The organism is Agrobacterium burrii (assembly GCF_017313405.1).
GTDB lineage: Bacteria > Pseudomonadota > Alphaproteobacteria > Rhizobiales > Rhizobiaceae > Agrobacterium > Agrobacterium burrii.
The window spans coordinates 107,480-126,044 of record NZ_JAFLNA010000007.1 but is presented as its reverse complement, the minus strand read 5'-3'; the positions used below and the strand labels follow the sequence as shown (position 1 = coordinate 126,044).

Here is an 18,565-nt window from a genome sequence, read left to right as displayed (position 1 = left end):
TTATCGACATGTCAGGATTGTTGACGCCGCGGTCTCCGGCTTGACCATGTTGACCACGCGATCGGGCTTGCCGTCGAGAAAACATCCGATCAGCCGGATCGCATCGCCGTAATAGGTTCCCAGCATTTCGCGGGTGAAATAGCCAAGATGCGGCGTGATCACCACATTGGGAAGATTTCGGAACGGATGGTCGATCGGTAACGGCTCGTTTTCGAAGACATCGAGTCCAGCACCGGCGATTGCACCGGACGCCAGGACATCGATGAGCGCTTGCTCGTCGATGATTGCACCGCGCGCCGTGTTGATGAGATAGGCGGATTTCTTCATCATCCGCAATTCGTTCGGGCCAACGATACGGTGGGTACGCTCGCTCAATGCCAGATGTACCGTGATAATGTCGGAGGTTGCAAACAACTCTTCCTTGGTCACGCGCCGCGCGCCGCACGCTGTCGCCTGCTCGTCAGTCATGTTCTGGCTCCAGGCCACGAGATCCATGCCAAACACCTTGCCGATTTCCGCAACGCGGCGGCCAAGCCCGCCGAGCCCGAGGATACCGAGTGTCTTCCCGCCGATCGTCGTGCCTGCCTGATGCTGCCATCCGCCATCTCGCATCATCCGATCTTCGGAAGCGATATGCCGAGTGGCCGCCAGAATAAGACCCCAGGTGAGTTCTGCAACACCCCCGGCACCGGTACCTGCGACGGGGGTATTGGAAACGGGAATGCCGTGCGCAGCAGCCGCTGCAACATCCGCCGTGTCATATCTCTTGCCGGTCACCACGATGTATTTGAGGCGCGGCAAGCGAGTGATTAGTTCCGACGGGATCGGCATTCTCTCTCTCAGAGTGCAGATCACATCGAAGTCCGCAAGCGCTCGTGCGGCCTCGTCCGGAACGGCAAGCGGTCTGTCGAACACCACAACATTGGCGCGGGAGGTCAACGATGTCCAATCGGCGACCTGCTGCGAAACACCGATATAATCGTCAAGGATGGCTATATTCATCCGCATAGAAATTCCCTGCTTTATGTGTTGCTCGACAGACAAGCTCTCAGACGCCCAGCGTTATTTCCGCTCCCATTCTTCAGCCCAGATCTGCAGCGGGTCGAGCGTGCCCTGCCGGAAATTGACGAGATCCGGAACGGCAACATAGGCACGTGGGTAGAAGTAGAGCGGTAGCATCGGCAGATCTTCGGCGAAGATCTTCTGGACCTCGGCCCATCCATCCTTCGTCGCCTGGGGATCGAGCGCGACTTCAAGTTGAGAAATGGCCTTGTCCATCTCCGGGCTGGCATAGGCAGAGAAGTTGTTGCCGACGAAGTTGTTTTCAGGCTTGGGAACGGTGTCGGAGCCAAGCGCGATACGCGGGGACACAGAGGGAGAAAAGTCGATCGAAGACATGATCAGCGCCTTGAACTTGCGCTTTCTCGCCATATCGCCATTGAATTCCTGCAGTGGAACGAAGTTGGGCTTTATCTCGATGCAAACTTCCTTCATCTGGCTCTGCAGGACCTGGGCAATCTGTTCACGCGTCTGGTTTCCTGCCGTCGAAACCAGTTCCAAGGATAGCCGCTCGCCCTTGTCGTTGACGCAGATGCCACCGGCCCCGGGCTTCCATCCCGCCTCCGCTAGGAGGGCTTTCGCCTTCTCCGCGTCGTATTTATAAACAGTCATGTCCTTGTTGTAGTAAACGTTCTGATCACTCAAAATGCCATTGGCCACGGGTTGCAGGCCGCCGAAAAGTTCGTCGCTGATGGCCTGGCGGTCAATCGCATATAGCAGAGCCTGGCGAACGGCCTTGTTCTTGAGGATTGGATTTTCGAAGTTGATGGCGATGCGCTCGACGTTTGTCCCGTAGTCCAAATGGTAATTGAACTTGGTCGGCTGCTGTGCCCTCAAATCGAGCATTTGGGAAAAGCTAATACCGCCGGGGCTGACAGGAACCGCATCGACGGAACCAGCCAACAGGTTCTGCAAGAGTGAGGAAGAGTTGTCGCGGTAACTCAAAACGATGCGCTGCAGATGCGGCTTTGAACCGACCCAATGCGGATTTGGAGTGAAGACGATGCGAGTGCCTATCTGATAGTCGCTCAACAGGTAGGAGCCATTCCACAGGCCCGGATTGGTCGGCTGAGTGTTGTAAAGAGACTGCTTCACGTAGCTTTCGAGTGTTGGATTGGCGGCGTAGACTGGCCCTTCGAGATGCTCGGGAATGACCTGGTCCCAGGAGTTGTAGCTTGACAGGATTTGCGGCAGCGTCAGGATCACGGTGCTTTCGTCGACCACATCCACTGCCGAGGCGCGGTCCCAGGAATTATAGTTCGAAAAGCCGATCTTCGGGTCGCGAGCCATTTTCCAGGTGAATGCGATATCCTTTGACGTCACCGGTTGGCCATCTCCCCAGGCCAGACCCTTCTTCAGTTTGAGGGTCACCTTCATGCCCTTCTTGCCGTCGGGCAAATCAACGATCTTTGCGAGCCCATTTTCGATGGTTGGCAACGTCTCGCAAAGAATGCATTGATTGACGACATCCTGATCGAACGCGGTCATCGGCCGAAGCGAATAGTTGACCACCAGCCTTTTGGTGTTGTTGACCTGGATCAACGGGTGGAAATTAGTGAGAAACTGGAGCTGCCCAACGACAAGCTGGCTCTTGTTTGCCTGCGCCGATGCGCTCGAAGTGCCAGCAACCGCTATCGCCACCCCGGTCAGCGCAGCCTTTGTAAATCTCTTAATGGTTGATCTCACAGACGTCATCGTGTTCTCCTCCCTAGATTTCTGTTTTAAACGTTCAATGCCCAGACGAACCGGAATCAGCCCGTGGATCGAATGCTGACCGAACGCCATCTCCGACAAAATTGACCGCCATCACGGTGGCGAAGATCAACAGACCGGGATAGACGGCGAGCATTGGTGCGGAAATTATCAACTGTTGTGCATTGGTCAGCATGTTGCCCCAGGTCGGCGTCGGCGGAATGATTCCGAAACCAAGGAAGCTGAGCGTCGATTCAAACAGGATGATACGTCCGACCGAAAGCGTCATCGCAACGATCAACGGCGTGGCGATGTTGGGCAGCACATGGACGAAGACGTTGTAGCGACCCTTGGCACCGCTGACGCTTGCCGCCCTGACGTAGTCGACATCCCGCAGGCCGATTGCTCCAGCCCGGCCTATCCTGGCGATGGTGGTCCAGTCTACCAGAGCGATAATGATGACAATCCGGAGGAAGACCGCGGTTGGCGAGGTCGCGGCATCCGGGCTGAGGCCGAGCTTGGTGAGATCAACCGCGCCAAGCACGATCAGAACGGGGATCAGCGGAAGCGCTATGATGCAGTCTGTCATCCGCATCAGAATATTGTCGAACTGACCACCGATATAGCCGGCAGTGACGCCGATAGCGATGCCGATGGCTGCGGTGATGAGCGTAGCCAGCAGCCCGACCGCGATCGACACCTGCCCACCATACAGCAGACGGAGCAGCACATCGCGTCCAATTTCGTCAGTTCCAAGCCAGTGCTGGACTGACGGTGGTTTGAAACGCCTCAGCAGATTGGTCGCGTTCGCATCGATGCCACTGAAATATTCGATCGGGCCCGCCATTGCGCAGGCAATTGTCAGTACGAGCAGGAAAACAAGTGAAATCATCGCCAGCTTGTTGTGCCGAAAACGATCCCACCGCTTGCTCCAGACGGAGTTCTTCTCGGCCTTCAGCGGCCGGCTTTCAATGGTAACAGTACTCATGTCAGCGAAATCCTCGGATCGAGCCAGGCATAGGCAAGGTCGGCAAGCAAGCTCGACACTAGCGTGACGATGGTTGCCAGAAGAAGGCCGACGAGAGCCAGGTTGAAATCGATGTTGCTAATCGAGTCGTAAATGACCTTGCCCATTCCGAGCATGCCGAAGATGGTCTCGACCACGAGCGCTCCTGAAAAAAGGGATCCAAAGCCAAGGGCCAGCACTGTCACCATAGGAATGAGTGCATTGCGCAGAGCATGGCGCATGACGACCGTGGATTCCGATAGTCCCTTTGCCCGTGCCGTGCGGACAAAGTCCGAGTTCAGCGTCTCGATCATCGACGCGCGCACATATCGAACGAGCGGTCCCACGTGGAAGAAGGTCAGCACCGTGACCGGGAGGATCAGGTGATAGAGCTGCTCGGCAAGCGAAGCATCACCCAACAGCGGCGTGCCGCTGGCCGGCAACCAGCCGAGCTTGACGGAAAACACGATGATCAGGATCAAAGATGTCCAGAAGCCCGGCAGCGAAATGCTAGCAAAGGCAAACAGGCTGACGAGGCTGTCGGTCCAGCCACCGGGCTTGCGCGCAGCGATCGCACCCAGCAGCATCGCCAGAGGAATGCTGATCAGTTCCGTCAGGATCAACAGCTTTGCCGTCTGGATGACGGCTGGGCCCAGGACATCCATCACAGGACGGAAATAAACGCTCGAATAGCCCAGATCACCGTGAAGGGCCGAAACCAGCCAGTGGCCGTAACGCGTCCAGATCGGCTGATCGACGCCGTAAAGCGCGCGCATCTGGGCCATGGATTCCGGTGTCAGCGAGGGGTTGCCCTCCAGCATGTTTTCGACCGGATCGCCCGGCATCAGGCCGATCAGCATGAAGAGAAGCAGCGACATCACCAAAATGACGAGGACCGCTTGGAGAAGACGCGATATCGTATATCTCAACATCGGTTCAATCCTTGAAGTGGCAGGCGGAGAGTTGCTTGGGTCGACCGGGTGCCGGCGAAAGCAGCGGTTTTTCCGTTCGGCAGATACCCTGAGCCTTGGGACAGCGTGTATGGAAGACGCAGCCCGATGGCGGCGCTAGCGGAGACGGCATTTCACCCTTGAGAAGCTGCTCGCGCTTTCGCCTGCCCCTGCCGATCCGCGGCACGGCAGCAAGCAACGCTTGTGTGTAAGGATGACTGGGGGTCTCGAAGAGATCATCTCGACTTGCGATTTCCATCACACGGCCCAGATAGAGAACCGCCACCCGGTCGGCAAGATGGCGAACGACGCCAAGATCGTGGCTGATGAAAAGATAGCTGATGCCGTGCTGCTGCTTTATGTCGTCGAGCAGGTTGAGGACCTGGCTCTGGATGGAAACGTCCAGCGCCGAGAGCGGTTCGTCGGCGACGATCATCTCGGGTTCCGCGATCAGGGCACGCGCAATGGCGATGCGCTGGCGCTGGCCGCCGGAGAACTGATGCGGATACCGACGGGCCGCTTCCGGCGGCAAGCCTACCTGCCCGAGAACCTCAATGGCGCGGGCGCTACGCGTTGCCGCAGGGACGCCCGCCAGCCTCAATGGCTCCGCGACGATATCTTCGACCATCATCCGTGGATCAAGTGCCGAGAACGGGTCTTGAAAGATGACCTGAACCGGCGGCCTGCCGTCTGGCGTTGGCCTGCTGCTGTTGAAGGTCACCGACCCGCCGGTCTGCTTTCGCAGTCCCGCCACGACGAACCCAAGCGTGCTCTTGCCGCTGCCGCTTTCGCCGACCAGTGCCAAGGTTTCGCCCTTGGCAACGGTCAGAGAGACGTCGTTAACCGCCTGCAGCCACAGTTTGGGCTTCATAAAGCCGCCGCCTAGTGGAATGTCGACATTGATGTGATTGAGCGTGAGAAGGTCGGTCATGGATTTGCCTTGTGACATGCAACGCGATGGCCGGGAATGACGTCAAGAAGCGCTGGCTCAACCGCGCGACAGTGATCGTCGGCAAGTGGACAGCGCCTGGCAAAGCGACATCCCGGGATGGCTTCCGAGGTGACCCGCCCGGGAATGACATAAAGGCGCTTGACCGGTCTGTCCGGATCGGGAAGGGTCGCGATCAGTCCCTGGGTATAGGGATGAAGTGGATTTTCAAACAGTGCCTGGGAGGGTGCGTATTCCACGGCCTTTCCCGCATACATCACCATGATCGCGTGGGCGACCTCCGAGACCACCGCGAGATTGTGGCTGATGAACTGGATCGACATCCTTGCCTCGTCCTGAAGCGTCAGCATCAGGTCGAGGATCTGCGCCTGGATGGTGACGTCCAACGCGGTCGTCGGTTCATCAGCAATAAGAAGGTCGGGTTTACACGCCAGCGCCATGGCGATCATGGCGCGTTGGCGCATCCCGCCGGACAATTGATGCGGATAATCCTCTGCCCTGCGCGCCGGCGACGGAATACCCACCTGATCCAGAAGGTCTACGGCGCGGCTGGCAGCTTCCTTCCTGGAAATATTCTCATGCTTGACCAGGACTTCGCTAATCTGGCGGCCTACCGACATCACCGGGTTCATCGCCGTCATCGGCTCCTGGAAGATCATCGCAATGCGCCGGCCGCGCAGTCTCTGCCATTGCTTCTGGCTGAAGGCCGCGAGGTTTTGGCCATCAAAACCGATCGTACCACCGACCTTGCCATTTCCAGCAATGAGCCCAAGCAATGCCAGCGATGTCATCGTCTTGCCGCAACCGCTTTCGCCGACGATCCCAAGTGTCTCGCCCCTGGCGATGGAATAGTCGAGGCCCCTGACGATCTGGGTGGTACCGGCACCATTCGGGAAGCTGACGGTAAGATCGCGAACGTCGAGCAACGCGCGCGAGCCGACCGTCGCCTGCGAAATGCTCGCATCAAAATCCGATTGGATCGCTTGTTGCATTCTTTACCTCCCTACGTGTCCATGGCCGTTGTTCATCCGGCCAATCTGGTCGTTCTTGTCGAATTGCGGCGGCATCCTCCTCCGCCGCAATTCGGTCTTTCTGTTTACAGCTCGATCACACCGACACCGTCCCGGATGACAATCGTCGTTCCAAACGGCTCGGACAGACGGCGATAGCGATCAAGAATTCGGACAGCGTCATCTCCCTTTGCCAGGATCGGACGACCTTCCGTGTTGTGATGTTCGCCGTTTCCGGTGCGGCGGGTCTGCTTAACGTCAGGTGTCGTATCGCGGCCCATTTCGACCGGATGCAACAGGATGCGTTTCAGCTTTTCGTCCTGCATTTCGAGTTGGATGATCGCCGAGCTCCACCATGTATCGACCGGAGTATCGAGGCCCGGATGCAGTGGATAAGCGGCTGGCGTCAGTGTCTGCAGGCGGTCGACATCGTGTCCCCATGCATCGTAGCTGTCATAGGGCACGCGCTGGATGAATTCCGACTGTGCGAAGAAATTTCCGACACCGTAGAAAATCGGCTTGCCATTGTAGATTTCAATGCCGAGCGTCCGGTGCCAGCCATGGCCGACGTAAATGTCGGCACCACCATCGATGACAGCCCGAGCGAACTCTTTCACAAAACCTGGCGGAGTATCGCCACGCGGACCGTCGGAAACGCTGAAATGATGCGCGACGATGACCAGATCGGCCATTTCCCTCGCTTCATGGACAGAGCGCAGATTGCGCTCGAGATCGCGCTTGTGACAACGGCTGATGATTTCGCAGTGGTCGCCGACAAAGAACGATTCCGGATCGCCCCATTGCTGTGCACCCGGGATCTGTATCCCGAAGGAGCCCTCCCGGCCGTGCTTTGGCTTTTTGGCAATATTGAGCTTATCGGCAAAGGCCTTGAGTTGATCGGCCGTCTCCTGGTCGAGCATGAACTCGAACGTGAGACGCTGCGGATTGACGCCAGGCCGGCCACGAAGTGCGCCTTTGGAATGACCCGCCCACATGAAATGCTGGTTGCCGGAACTGGTCGAGACAAGCGCGACACGTCCGTTTTTCTTCTCGACATATCCAGGTTCGCTGGCAAGTTCGAGATCGGCACCAGTGCCTGCTGTGACGATGCCGGCCGCTTTCATGTGCTTTTTCGTGGCGAACAGACCTTCTGCACCGAAATCGAAACTGTGATTGTGCGCCGTCGACATGATGTCGAAGCCAGCCCACTTCAGGTCCTTGGCGATTTCAGGGTCCGACATCATGAAACTGCCAATGCCCTGTCCGCGTGCAGGCCATTTCAATTCTTCATATTCGGCAAAATTCATTTCGAGGTGACCATAAGTCACGTCGGCGTCTTTCAGCAATTCCCAGACCTTTTGAAACTCCGGTTCGTCATGCATGCTGAACGGCCTGCTCACCATGACTTCGCCGGCCAGACTAACTTTCCAATTCCGAGATGATACCATAATAACCTCCTGCACGTGCTGCCGCCTCGCCACCATTGTGCGACCCGTGCATCGCTGCATTCTTGATTGCGTAAACCTGGAAACTCCCTTGCGACCGCTCTCCTTCGATCGCCCAGCAACCATATCAGCACTCTGCGATATCACCAGTTTCGTAATGCGCCTTTCAGAAATGCCGTTTTGGCATATCTTCGTGATGTTGCCGCAATTGCGGGACCCAGACATTCAGATCACGCGACGGCTGTGCGCGCCCGGATCCTCTCACCGAAACAAGACGCCCGGCATCTCGTTGATCACAACATGTATGCAGCGCGTTTGAGGGCTATTCCTGCCCACCTTGGGCTTTCCGATATCTTCGGATATGCGGCTTCGTGGGACGGTTCACGATTGCGAGTTAACCCATCGAGATCGATCGCTCCTGGCGGCTATGCCCGATGGCGCGGTGCATCTATCAATAAGGCGTGCCAGAGGGGCTTTGCCGACGACGTTTCATACATCGCAGACGTGCCTTCGCGCTACAGCACCTTTTGCGTCACGTGCGTCCCAATATCATGTTGCCGCCAACCGAAATCATGCGTCTTACTAAATGGCTGGTGGCGTGCCGTGCGTATGGAATGTCTCGATTGTTTTCAGGCCCCATGCCTGGCCTTTCTTGCGCTCCGTTTCTGTCCAGACAACCGGTTCCCAGTCGGGGGCGAGGATCAGGCGGGCACCGGAATTGGCGAGTTCGACGCGGTTTCCAGCCGGCTCCCAGACATACAGGAAGAATGTACCCTGAATGGCATGCTTGTGTGGCCCGGTTTCGATATGGACCCCGTTTTCCAGAAAGATATCCGCTGCCCTTAGAATATCCTCGCGCGTATCCGTCGCGTAGGTAACATGATGCAGCCGACCATCGCCGCGTCCGTGCTCCTCGGTGCAGGCAAGATCGTAGGTCTTGTTGTTGATGGTGAACCAGCAGCCGCCAAGCCGACCGTTGTCGAGCTGGATCATTTCTGTCACACGCGAGCCCAGGCATGTTTCCATGAAACGGCGGAATTCCGAAACGTCACTTGCCAACAGGTTGAGGTGATCGAGCCGGCGTGGATGGCATCCGCGACCGTGGAACCGTTGCGCCAAATTTTTCAGTCTGGGTTTTTCCGTCACCGGGGGTTGGTAGCGTACCGTATCAAAGTAGATTTCGAAGACATGCCCGAACGGGTCCGCGAAGCGGAAGGCTTTGCCGTGGCCGCGATCACCATCGACCCAACCGATCACCGGGTACCCGCTTGCTTCGATCACTTCGACCCTCCGGGCCAGCGCCTCCGGAGATGAGGTCCGGTAGGCGATATGACCAACACCGGTTGTGGTATGCCGGGTGAGTTTCAACGTGTGGAATTCATAGTCATCCCACGCCCGCAAATAGGCTGAGTTTTCGTCCCTGTCGGTGAGGGTTAAACCATAGACGTTGATAAAAAAATCGAGACTGTCTTCGAACCTGTCCGAATACATCTCGACATGCGCCAGATGCGCTATGTCAAAGCATGGTTCCATGTTTCTTTCCATCCAATCACTTGTCCTTACACACCGTTCCCGGTCACGGGACCGGGAACATGGGGCGGGCTTTCGCTCTAACCCATCAGGCCGCGTAAGAGCGGCCCACACATCGCGCTTGCAGGCGCGCGAACGCCAAACATGTTCACGCTGGCAACGCGTCTGCAATCGACTTGCGTCCAACCACGCATGTTCTTACTGCTTGGGGATGTTGGCCGTCTGGATCACGGCTCCCCACTTGGCGATGTCATCAGCCAGACGTTTGCCGATCTCTTGTGGGGTGCTCGACCGCGCCTCAACGCCGAGATCCGCAAAACGCTTGCGCACCGCCTCATCTGACAGCACTTCGATCAGCGCGGCGTTCAGCGCCGATACAATGTCGGGCGGGGTTCCTTGCGGGGCAAAAATTGCGTTCCACGATGTGACGTCGAAGCCGCTCACACCCAACTCTGTTGCGGTCGGCACATCTGCGGTTAGAATGGACCGCTGCGGCCCAGACGATGCGATCGCAATGGCCTGATTCTGCTGCAAGGCAGACTTGAGTGCGGTCTGGCTGTCGATGATCATATCGAGTTCACCGCCGAGAAGTGCGACCTGCAGATCTGGCGTCGCCTTGTAGGGGACAATGGTGAAATCAACACCTGTCACTGACTTGAACAGTTCAGCTGCCAGATTCTGGCTGCTTCCCGTATTGATCGTTCCGATGTTCAGTGCACCTGGCTGGGCCTTGGCGGCATCAAGCACATCTTTAAGCGTTTTGAACTTGCTGTCGGCCTTGGTGACAAAGACAAAATCGAAATAGGCAAGGCTCGAAACCGGAACAAACTCTGCAACCGGATCAAACGGCAGTTTCTTGAACAGCGGAACGCTTATTGCCGTGCCATTCGAAAACAGTGCCAGAGTGTAGCCATCCGCCTCGGCATTGAGAACGGCTCGGGCAGCCGTCGCGCCTGCTGCACCGGGTTGGTTTAGAATAATGATCTGTTGGCCGAGCTTTTTACCCAGCGCATTTGCGACGATACGAGCGGTGATGTCAGCGATGCCGCCCGGCCCGAATGGCAGGACCAAAGTGATATCACGGCTGGGGTAGTTCTCTGCCGCCGCTGTCGGCATCAGGGATGATGCGAGGGCCGAACCGACCATCGTCATGATTAGAACGCACCGGCAAACCCATCTTGTCAAACTGTTCATGTCTACTCCTCCCATTTATCTTGTCCCGCATGGCGGGCGTCTCAAAGATCGTTATCATCTTAGTTGCAGCATCACCCAAAGCTCCTCCTCGAGAGGACGCCATAACACCATTCCGCCTCAGCTGGCAGGTGCGGGAAACACCAATCCTTCGAACAGCTTACGTGCGGTCCGCACAGTGCCAGCCGCTTTGATTTCCCCATCCTGTCCGGCATCGAGGAACACCTCCATGGCACCGGTTGGATGCTCGATCAGATATCGTCCGTCTGACGGCTGCGTCGCGAGATCCGCCGCCGGGCTATTCGCAAGCCGCGTCGCCGTGGCGACCGTCACTGCAGCCAGCACGCCAACGGATGCGTGGACACGATGGGGGATGAAACTGCGGGTAGAAATCGCACCGCCATTTTGCGCCGCAGAAACCAGTGTCATCTTGGGAACAGAGGCTGTCGTCACGTCACCCAGGTTCATCATCGGGCCGGCCTTCAAACGGATGGCTTCGATACGCGACTTAACCGCTTCATTCGCCTCGATTTCCTCGCGCGTTTCTGAACCGCTCAGGCCAAAATCAGCAGCCCGCATCACGACGCAGGGCATGCCATTATCGATCAATGTCGCCGGAATCTCGTCGATCACATCGACCTCGTTTCCGGTCGGCAAAAGAGCGCCGCACATCGATCCGGCTATGTTTTCGAACAGAAGCGGGACAGCCGCGTGTCGCCCGGGCACACCAGCGATCTCGGTATCGCCGGCATAGGTGACGCGTCCGTCTGGCGTCACGACCTTGGCAACTGCCACTTCACCGGTGTTGACCATATGGATCCTGACCTCCGTGACACCGTCTTTCGCCGCCACCAGACTACGCTCGATCGCTGCCGGTCCGACCCCGGCCAGAATGTTGCCGCATCCCTGGGCGTCACTGACCAGTCCCTGATCCACGAAGACCTGCAGAAACAGATAATTGACATCGGCATCCTCGCGGCTGGAGGGTGAGAGGATGGCGACCTTGGACGTCAAGGGGTCGGCCCCGCCGATACCGTCGATCTGGCGCGGATCCGGCGAGCCCATGATGCGCAGCAAAAGCGCATCGCGTTCAGGCGGATCGACGGGCAGGTGCTCGGCCAGAAAATACGCCCCTTTAGACGTGCCGCCGCGCATCCAGAGGCAGGGTATGCCGTTCTCATACATAACGCAGACCTTTCTTCTCCAGGGTCGGGCGCATGTCATAGATATCCAGACCCAACTCGCCTGCGGCAAGACGGCTACGCTTGGCCTCTTCATTGGCAAGGCGCTTTTCGGCCGCGGCAAGAACTTCCGTGGCTTCCGTGCGTTTGACGACGCAGACGCCGTCATCGTCGGCAATGATAATATCGCCCGCCTCGATATGGGCACCGGCACAAACAATCGGCACGTTGACCGAACCGACGGTCTCCTTGACCGTACCCTGCGCAGAGATTGCCTTCGACCAAACCGGAAAGCCCATGGCGGTCAGGTCGCGGATGTCACGCACACCCGCATCGATCACCAACCCTTTGCAGCCGCGTGCCATTGCCGACGTTGCCAGGAGGTCTCCAAAATAGCCGTTGTCACAGGGTGATGTCGGCGCCAGGACGAGGATGTCGCCGTCCTTGAGCTGTTCGATGGCCACGTGAAGCATCCAGTTGTCGCCAGGCGGGGACGAGATTGTCACTGCCGAACCAGCGATCTGCGCGCCCGCGTAGATCGGACGCATGTAGCTGGCGAGCATCCCCTTGCGCCCCTGCGCCTCGTGAACGGTCGCCACACCGGCAGTGGCGAGCCGGTCAAGGATGTCGACCGCAACCCGTTCGATATTCTGAACAACTATACCCATGTCTTTGGTTCCCTTTGTATAAAAGCTTTCGGATCCAGTCTTAGGCTACGCCGTGCGCACGTCGCAGACGCGCATTTCCGACGGTTTCCGCCAGTATCCGCTCGTCGAGTTTGCCTTCCCATTTGGCAATAACAATCGAAGCGAGCGCGTTGCCGATGAGATTCACGAAGGTCAAGCCTTCGGCCAGAATACGATGGATCCCAAGGATCAGCGCAATGCTGGCAACAGGGATAGCACCCGTTGTGCTCAAAGTGGCCGCTAGAACGACAAAAGCCGCACCAGCTACACCTGCCGCACCCTTGGATGTCAGAAGAAGCACGCCGATTAGGCTAAGCTCATGCCAGATCGTCAAAGGCGTGTTTGTGGCCTGGGCAAGAAAAACAGCGACCGTCGTCAGATAAAGGCATGTGCCATCAAGATTGAACGAGTAGCCCGCAGGGACCACGAATCCTACGACAGATTCCTCGCAGCCCACCTTGCCCATCTTCTCAATGAGCCGTGGCAGGACGGTCTCGGTCGACGTTGTGGCGGCGACAATAATGATCTCGTCCCATAGATAGCTGAACAGTCGCAACAGGCTGACGCCACACCAGTGGGCAATCCCGCCGAAAACGATCGCCGTGAACAGGGCACAGATGACGAAGAACTCGATAATCAGCGAACCCAGAGACCATAGCGACGACGTGCCGAACTGGCCGATGGTGAACGCGATGGCCCCGAACGCGCCAAGCGGGGCGAAATACATGATGTAACCGATGATCTTGAAAAAGCCCTGCGAGGCGCTCTCGATCACATGAAAGACCGGCTTGCCGCGCTCCCCGATCGACGCCAGTGCGATACCAAAAAGAACCGAGATGAACAGAACCTGGAGGACGTGTCCCTGCGTAAAGGCACTGACGAAGCTATCGGGAATGATGCCCATGAAATATGCCGTCATCGACTGGTCGTGAGCCGTCGCTACGTAGGATTTGATCGACGAGGCATCCAGTGTCGCCGGATCGATGTTCATGCCCGCTCCGGGCTTCCAGAGATTGACAGCGACAAGTCCGAAAACCAACGCGATCGTCGTGACGACCTCGAAATAGATAATCGACTTCAGCGCAACGCGCCCCACACTTTTCATGTCGTTCATGCCGGCGATGCCATGGACAACTGTAACGAAGATGATGGGTCCGATCATCATGCGGATCATCTTGATGAAGGCATCGCCAAACGGCTTCATTGCAACGGCGATGTCCGGTGCGAAATGTCCGAGAAGAATGCCGAATATGGTTCCTGCGAGCACTTGGAACCAGAGCTGCCCGAAAATCCCAAATCTGCTGCGGTCACTCGCCTTGGTTGGCGAGGGATTGGTTGCACTTGAATAAGCCACGTGTTGGTCTCCTCCCTGAATCACGTATGCGGACGGTGCTGTCGTTCGGAAGCCAGACTGTGAAATCCCACCCCTGTCCGAACAGCAGCACGTGAAGAGGAATCGATTTGATCCACACGATCCGAAACCGCGGACATGCCACGACGAAGGCGCAGTCGGTCAGATTTTCGGAACACTTCCTCCTCGTCCTCCTTGTGAAATTAAGCGACGAGCCGCCGGAAAAAGCAAAATGGAATTGCGCACCTGCCATAAGTTCTGGTTAAGTATGGCAATGTACACGCATCGTGAAATCAATCTCCGCCACTTCGAGGCGGTCGCCATTGCCGGTCGGACCGGAAGCATCAGTAATGCTGCCCTTGCGATGAACCTGTCGCAGCCGGCCGTCACGCAGGCTGTGGCAAAGGTCGAAGCGCAGGTTGGTTGCAATCTTCTCGAGCGTCAGCCCGGCGGAGTGGTCATGACCCCGGCGGGCGCGTTGATGACGGAACGGATCGAAAGAGCGCTTGCCTATATCGTCAAAGGTGGGCAGGGCGTTCGGCGTTCTGCCCGTTTGCCGGCGCTACCAAATATCGAGCGCCGCATCACGCTCAGCCAACTGAGAGCGCTGACGGCCGTCGATCAGGCCGGAAGTTTCGCACTGGCGTCGAAGGTAACGGGTTTATCAGAACCAGCCCTCCATCGCTCGGCCCGAGAGCTTGAGCAACTTTTGGGGATATTGCTTCTGACGCGCCATGGACGAACGGTTCAGCCGACCCCTGCTGCGGCACATCTTCTGCGTTTCGCGCAATTGGCCTTTGCTGAATTCGAGGCTGGCTTCGACGAACTGGCGGCATTGCGGCTGGAGGGTGCCGGGCGTATCACCATCGGAACGTTGCCCATGGCGCAGGCAATCCTTCTGCCACGGGCGCTTGCCAGGTTCTCTAGCGCCTATCCGGCCGCGAAAATTACCGTGCTTGAGGGACCCTACCCTGACCTGCTGACAAATCTGCGCACTGGTCAGATGGATGTCCTGATTGGTGCGATCCGCGAGCCAGCGCCCTCCAAGGATGTCGTTCAGGAGGAATTGTTTGATGATGATCTCGTGATTGTCGCACGGGCTGACCACCCGCTGACCATGGAGCACGATTTCGACTATGGCCGCTTGAGGGATTTCCCATGGATCATCGCGGCGAGCAGGGCCCCCATGCGGGTGCGTTGGGATGAAATGTTTTCCGAGCGCGACATAGATCCACCGGCGATGCGCATCGAGAGCAATTCGGTCGCGATCAGCAGAGGTTTAATGCTCAGCGATGACTGGCTGACCCTGATGTCGCGCGATCAGTTCATCCTTGAGCGTCGAGCCGGACTGTTGGTCGAAGTGCCGAGTGCTTTTTCGTCGCAGCGAAAAATCGGGCTGACGGTACGTGACGATTGGCGGCCGACACGCCTCCAGGCCGCGTTCGTGGCAGAATTCCGACGGGCATGCAGCGACTGGACTTCAGAAAAACTAATGGCGCGAAACTCGTTCCGATATGCTTAGCGACGACCGAACGCGTATAAAGCTTTTACGACGAGGGAGGAGAACAGCTCGCCAAGCCTGACCGCGCCTGGCGCCCTCCGTTGATCATTGACGCTGCCGAAGCCGACGCTTGCGGCTGATTGGAAATGTTGGAGGACCACAACGCCATGATTATTGATTGCCACGGCCATTACACCACCGCGCCTGCCCCCCACACCACGTGGCGAGGCCAGCAGGAAGACGCCATCGCGAATGGCGGCGATATCGATCCCGCTTATCCCGAGATCTCGGATGACGAGATCCGCGAAACGATCGAAGCCAACCAGTTGCGGCTGTTGCGCGAACGCGGTGCGGACATGACAATCTTTTCACCCCGGGCTTCAGCCATGGCACCGCATGTCGGAGATCAATCGGCGGCCAAGGTTTGGGCGCGACGCTCCAACGACCTCATCAAACGGGTGGTGGATCTCTATCCTGAGACATTCGTGGGCGTTTGCCAGTTACCTCAAACACCGGGGATTTCGATATCCACGTCAATCGACGAGCTTGAGCGGTGCGTTTCCGAACTCGGCTTTATTGGCTGCAACCTGAACCCTGACCCGTCCGGCGGTCGTTTCGACTCGCCGCCTTTGACGGATAAAGCCTGGTATCCCTTCTTCGAGAAGATGGTCGAACTCGACGTGCCAGCCATGATCCATGTGTCGGGAAGCTGCAACTGCGCCATGCATGCCACGGGGGCCTATTATCTCGCCGCCGACACGATCGCTTTCATGCAGTTCCTCGAAGGCGATCTTTTCAAGGATTTTCCCGACCTGCGTTTCATCATCCCGCATGGAGGCGGCGCGGTTCCCTATCACTGGGGCCGGTTTCGCGGACTTGCAGATATGCTGAAGCGACCGCCGCTGGATCAACATGTCATGAAGAACGTGTTCTTTGACACCTGCGTTTATCACCAGCCCGGAATTGATCTGCTGTTCGAGGTCATCGACATCGACAATATCCTGTTCGGCTCCGAGATGGTCGGAGCTGTGCGTGGTATCGATCCGCAGACCGGGCATTATTTCGATGATACCAAGCGTTATGTCGATGCTCTCGATATTCCGGACGTGGACAAGCGAAAAGTATTCGAACTGAACGCCCGCCGCGTCTATCCGCGCCTCGACGCCCAACTCAAAACAAGGGGGTTGTAATGGCCGCGTTTACAATGGATCCAAACTGGTTGAGCTTCGACCCCAGCCCCAGCAAGCCGGCCTATCGCCCACCAGCCGGTGCAGTCGATGCACATTGCCATGTGTTCGGACCCGGCGACGAATTTCCTTACGCGCCCGAGCGGAAATACACCCCTTGCGATGCTGGTAAGGACAAGTTGTTCGCCCTGCGGGATTATCTTGGTTTCGAACGCAACGTTATCGTTCAGGCAACGTGTCACGGTGCCGATAACCGTGCTTTGGTCGATGCACTGCGGTCTTCCAACAGCAAAGCGCGCGGTGTGGCGACCGTTCGCGACACGGTGTCCAACGACGAGCTAAACGAGTTGGACGAGGCTGGCGTGCGCGGTGTCCGCTTCAATTTCGTCCGTCGTCTCGTTGATCCGAAACCTGACACCTACTACCACGCGATCATTGACAAGATCGCGCCGCTTGGATGGCACATTGTCATCTATTTCGAAGCAGCGGATCTGGAGGAGCGGTGGAACTTTTTCACATCGCTGCCAACGACTGTTGTGGTGGATCACATGGGCCGGCCGGACGTTTCCAAGGCTGTTGACGGCCCGGAATTCGGACGTTTCATCAAGTTGATGGCCGAACATGATAATGTTGTAAGCAAAGTCAGTTGCCCGGAGCGTCTGTCAAAAGTCGGAGCGCCGCATTACGACGATGTCGTACCGTTTGCTCGCAGTTTGGTGGAACGCTTTCCAGATCGCGTTCTCTGGGGCACGGACTGGCCGCACCCCAACATGACGAACCATATGCCCGACGACGGCCATCTGGTCGACATCATCCCGCGTATCGCGCCGACGGACTTGCTGCAGCAGAAACTCCTCGTCGAAAATCCGATGCGGATCTACTGGAGCTGAATGCTCTGGGCCTATCGAAAGGAAGCTGACGATGAAAATCTCTACTCTTGGCTTTGGTGAAGCGGCGTATGCTTTCGTGTCAGGATGGCGGGAGACGCCTCCGTTCGAGGACGTTGAAAGGATCTCGACATTCGACATCAAAATCGAAGACCCCGCTTCAAAAACAGTCCTGATGGAGGCGTGTGATAAGCTTCGTGTTGAATGTGCAACTGACCGAAACCATGCCTTCGCCAATAGCGACGTGATCTTCAGTGTCGTGACGGCGGATCAGGCGCAGGAAGCTGCGATCTCAGTCGCTGACGATCTGGAGGAGAATGCACTATTTTTTGATTGTAATTCATGTTCGCCCGCGACCAAGGTCGCCGTCTCTAAAGTTTTGGGAAAACGCGGAGTTCGCTACGTTGACGTGGCCGTTATGGCTCCCGTCTATCCTGCAAAGCATATGACACCGTTGCTCATTTCCGGGTGCCACGCCCAAGCGGCGATCCCGATTCTAGAACACTTAGGCATGCAAGCAAATATTGCCGGTGAGGAGGTTGGGCAAGCGTCGACCATCAAGATGCTGCGCTCGGTCATGGTGAAAGGTCTGGAGGCGCTAACCGCCGAATGCCTACTTGCGGCAAGAAAAGCTGGTGTTGAAGAACGGGTTCTCGCCTCGTTGCAACAATCTCAGCCAGGGATCGAGTGGCAAACCCGCTCATCCTACAATCTAGAACGGATGATGGTTCACGGTAAGCGTAGAGCAGCAGAAATGCGTGAGGTTGCCGCCACTCTGAGTGAGCTTGGGTTACCGAATAGAATGGCTTTGTCTGCCATGGAATGGCACGATGAGATTGGCGCTTTACTGGAGAATCCCGGTCCAGATGATCTAGGCCAACGCGCTGATATTTTATTGCGAAATCTGTACAGATGAAGTTTCGAAAAGGTGTATTTCTTC

General features: G+C 57.2%; 16 protein-coding genes. 4 read left to right on the top strand and 12 right to left on the bottom strand.

Going from position 1 to position 18,565, the window contains the following annotated elements:
- The 12 genes from JZX89_RS14620 to dctA all read right to left on the bottom strand — a co-directional run bounded on the left by JZX89_RS14620 (position 1) and on the right by dctA (position 14,053).
- On the bottom strand, positions 1-1,008 hold the full coding sequence (locus tag JZX89_RS14620) for a D-2-hydroxyacid dehydrogenase family protein (RefSeq protein WP_206591291.1): 1,008 nt from the start codon (positions 1,006-1,008) through the stop codon (positions 1-3).
- Positions 1,009-1,062: 54 nt separating this feature from the next.
- Positions 1,063-2,844, bottom strand: coding sequence for a peptide ABC transporter substrate-binding protein (locus JZX89_RS14615; protein ID WP_246746733.1), 1,782 nt, complete (start codon positions 2,842-2,844; stop codon positions 1,063-1,065).
- Positions 2,789-3,739 carry an ABC transporter permease gene (locus JZX89_RS14610; protein ID WP_080803458.1) on the bottom strand — a complete coding sequence of 317 codons (951 nt, stop codon included), beginning with the start codon at positions 3,737-3,739 and terminating at the stop codon, positions 2,789-2,791. Before JZX89_RS14610 ends, JZX89_RS14615 begins: the two co-directional genes overlap by 56 nt.
- On the bottom strand, positions 3,736-4,689 hold the full coding sequence (locus JZX89_RS14605) for an ABC transporter permease (RefSeq protein WP_206591289.1): 954 nt from the start codon (positions 4,687-4,689) through the stop codon (positions 3,736-3,738). The genes JZX89_RS14610 and JZX89_RS14605 overlap by 4 nt, the downstream gene beginning before the upstream one ends.
- Positions 4,690-4,693: 4 nt before the next feature.
- Entirely contained in the window at positions 4,694-5,638 is a 945-nt protein-coding gene (locus JZX89_RS14600; protein ID WP_206591288.1) for an ABC transporter ATP-binding protein, read from the bottom strand.
- The gene (locus JZX89_RS14595) at positions 5,635-6,648 is read right to left on the bottom strand and encodes an ABC transporter ATP-binding protein (RefSeq protein ID WP_080803466.1); all 1,014 of its coding nucleotides are present in this window, start codon (positions 6,646-6,648) and stop codon (positions 5,635-5,637) included. Before JZX89_RS14595 ends, JZX89_RS14600 begins: the two co-directional genes overlap by 4 nt.
- Before the next feature lie 104 nt (positions 6,649-6,752).
- The gene (locus tag JZX89_RS14590; RefSeq protein ID WP_206591287.1) at positions 6,753-8,114 is read right to left on the bottom strand and encodes a CapA family protein; all 1,362 of its coding nucleotides are present in this window, start codon (positions 8,112-8,114) and stop codon (positions 6,753-6,755) included.
- Positions 8,115-8,693: 579 nt separating this feature from the next.
- Positions 8,694-9,644 carry a VOC family protein gene (locus JZX89_RS14585; RefSeq protein ID WP_207134478.1) on the bottom strand — a complete coding sequence of 317 codons (951 nt, stop codon included), beginning with the start codon at positions 9,642-9,644 and terminating at the stop codon, positions 8,694-8,696.
- Between the two features lie 195 nt (positions 9,645-9,839).
- Entirely contained in the window at positions 9,840-10,793 is a 954-nt protein-coding gene (locus JZX89_RS14580) for a Bug family tripartite tricarboxylate transporter substrate binding protein (RefSeq protein ID WP_246746714.1), read from the bottom strand.
- A gap of 159 nt (positions 10,794-10,952) precedes the next feature.
- The gene (locus JZX89_RS14575) at positions 10,953-12,017 is read right to left on the bottom strand and encodes a 4-oxalomesaconate tautomerase (protein ID WP_207134476.1); all 1,065 of its coding nucleotides are present in this window, start codon (positions 12,015-12,017) and stop codon (positions 10,953-10,955) included.
- A complete protein-coding gene (locus JZX89_RS14570) occupies positions 12,010-12,681 on the bottom strand; it encodes a 4-carboxy-4-hydroxy-2-oxoadipate aldolase/oxaloacetate decarboxylase (RefSeq protein ID WP_103660236.1) in 672 nt (223 codons plus the stop codon). Before JZX89_RS14570 ends, JZX89_RS14575 begins: the two co-directional genes overlap by 8 nt.
- 40 nt (positions 12,682-12,721) lie before the next feature.
- Positions 12,722-14,053: a C4-dicarboxylate transporter DctA gene (gene dctA, locus JZX89_RS14565; RefSeq protein WP_080803480.1), complete on the bottom strand. Its 1,332-nt coding sequence runs from the start codon at positions 14,051-14,053 to the stop codon at positions 12,722-12,724.
- Between the two features lie 229 nt (positions 14,054-14,282).
- Here dctA and JZX89_RS14560 point away from each other — a divergent pair, with 229 nt between their 5' ends.
- The 4 genes from JZX89_RS14560 (at position 14,283) to JZX89_RS14545 (ending at position 18,541) form a co-directional block, all read left to right on the top strand.
- Positions 14,283-15,572, top strand: a complete 1,290-nt coding sequence (locus JZX89_RS14560; RefSeq protein ID WP_245445477.1) for a LysR substrate-binding domain-containing protein — start codon at positions 14,283-14,285, stop codon at positions 15,570-15,572.
- Positions 15,573-15,718: 146 nt separating this feature from the next.
- The gene (locus tag JZX89_RS14555; RefSeq protein WP_206591284.1) at positions 15,719-16,741 is read left to right on the top strand and encodes an amidohydrolase family protein; all 1,023 of its coding nucleotides are present in this window, start codon (positions 15,719-15,721) and stop codon (positions 16,739-16,741) included.
- Positions 16,741-17,628 (top strand): amidohydrolase family protein, encoded by an 888-nt coding sequence (locus JZX89_RS14550; protein WP_207134475.1) that lies wholly within the window; start codon positions 16,741-16,743, stop codon positions 17,626-17,628. The genes JZX89_RS14555 and JZX89_RS14550 overlap by 1 nt, the downstream gene beginning before the upstream one ends.
- 31 nt (positions 17,629-17,659) lie before the next feature.
- Positions 17,660-18,541 (top strand): NAD(P)-dependent oxidoreductase, encoded by an 882-nt coding sequence (locus tag JZX89_RS14545; protein ID WP_206591282.1) that lies wholly within the window; start codon positions 17,660-17,662, stop codon positions 18,539-18,541.
- The last annotated feature ends 24 nt before the right edge of the window (positions 18,542-18,565 follow it).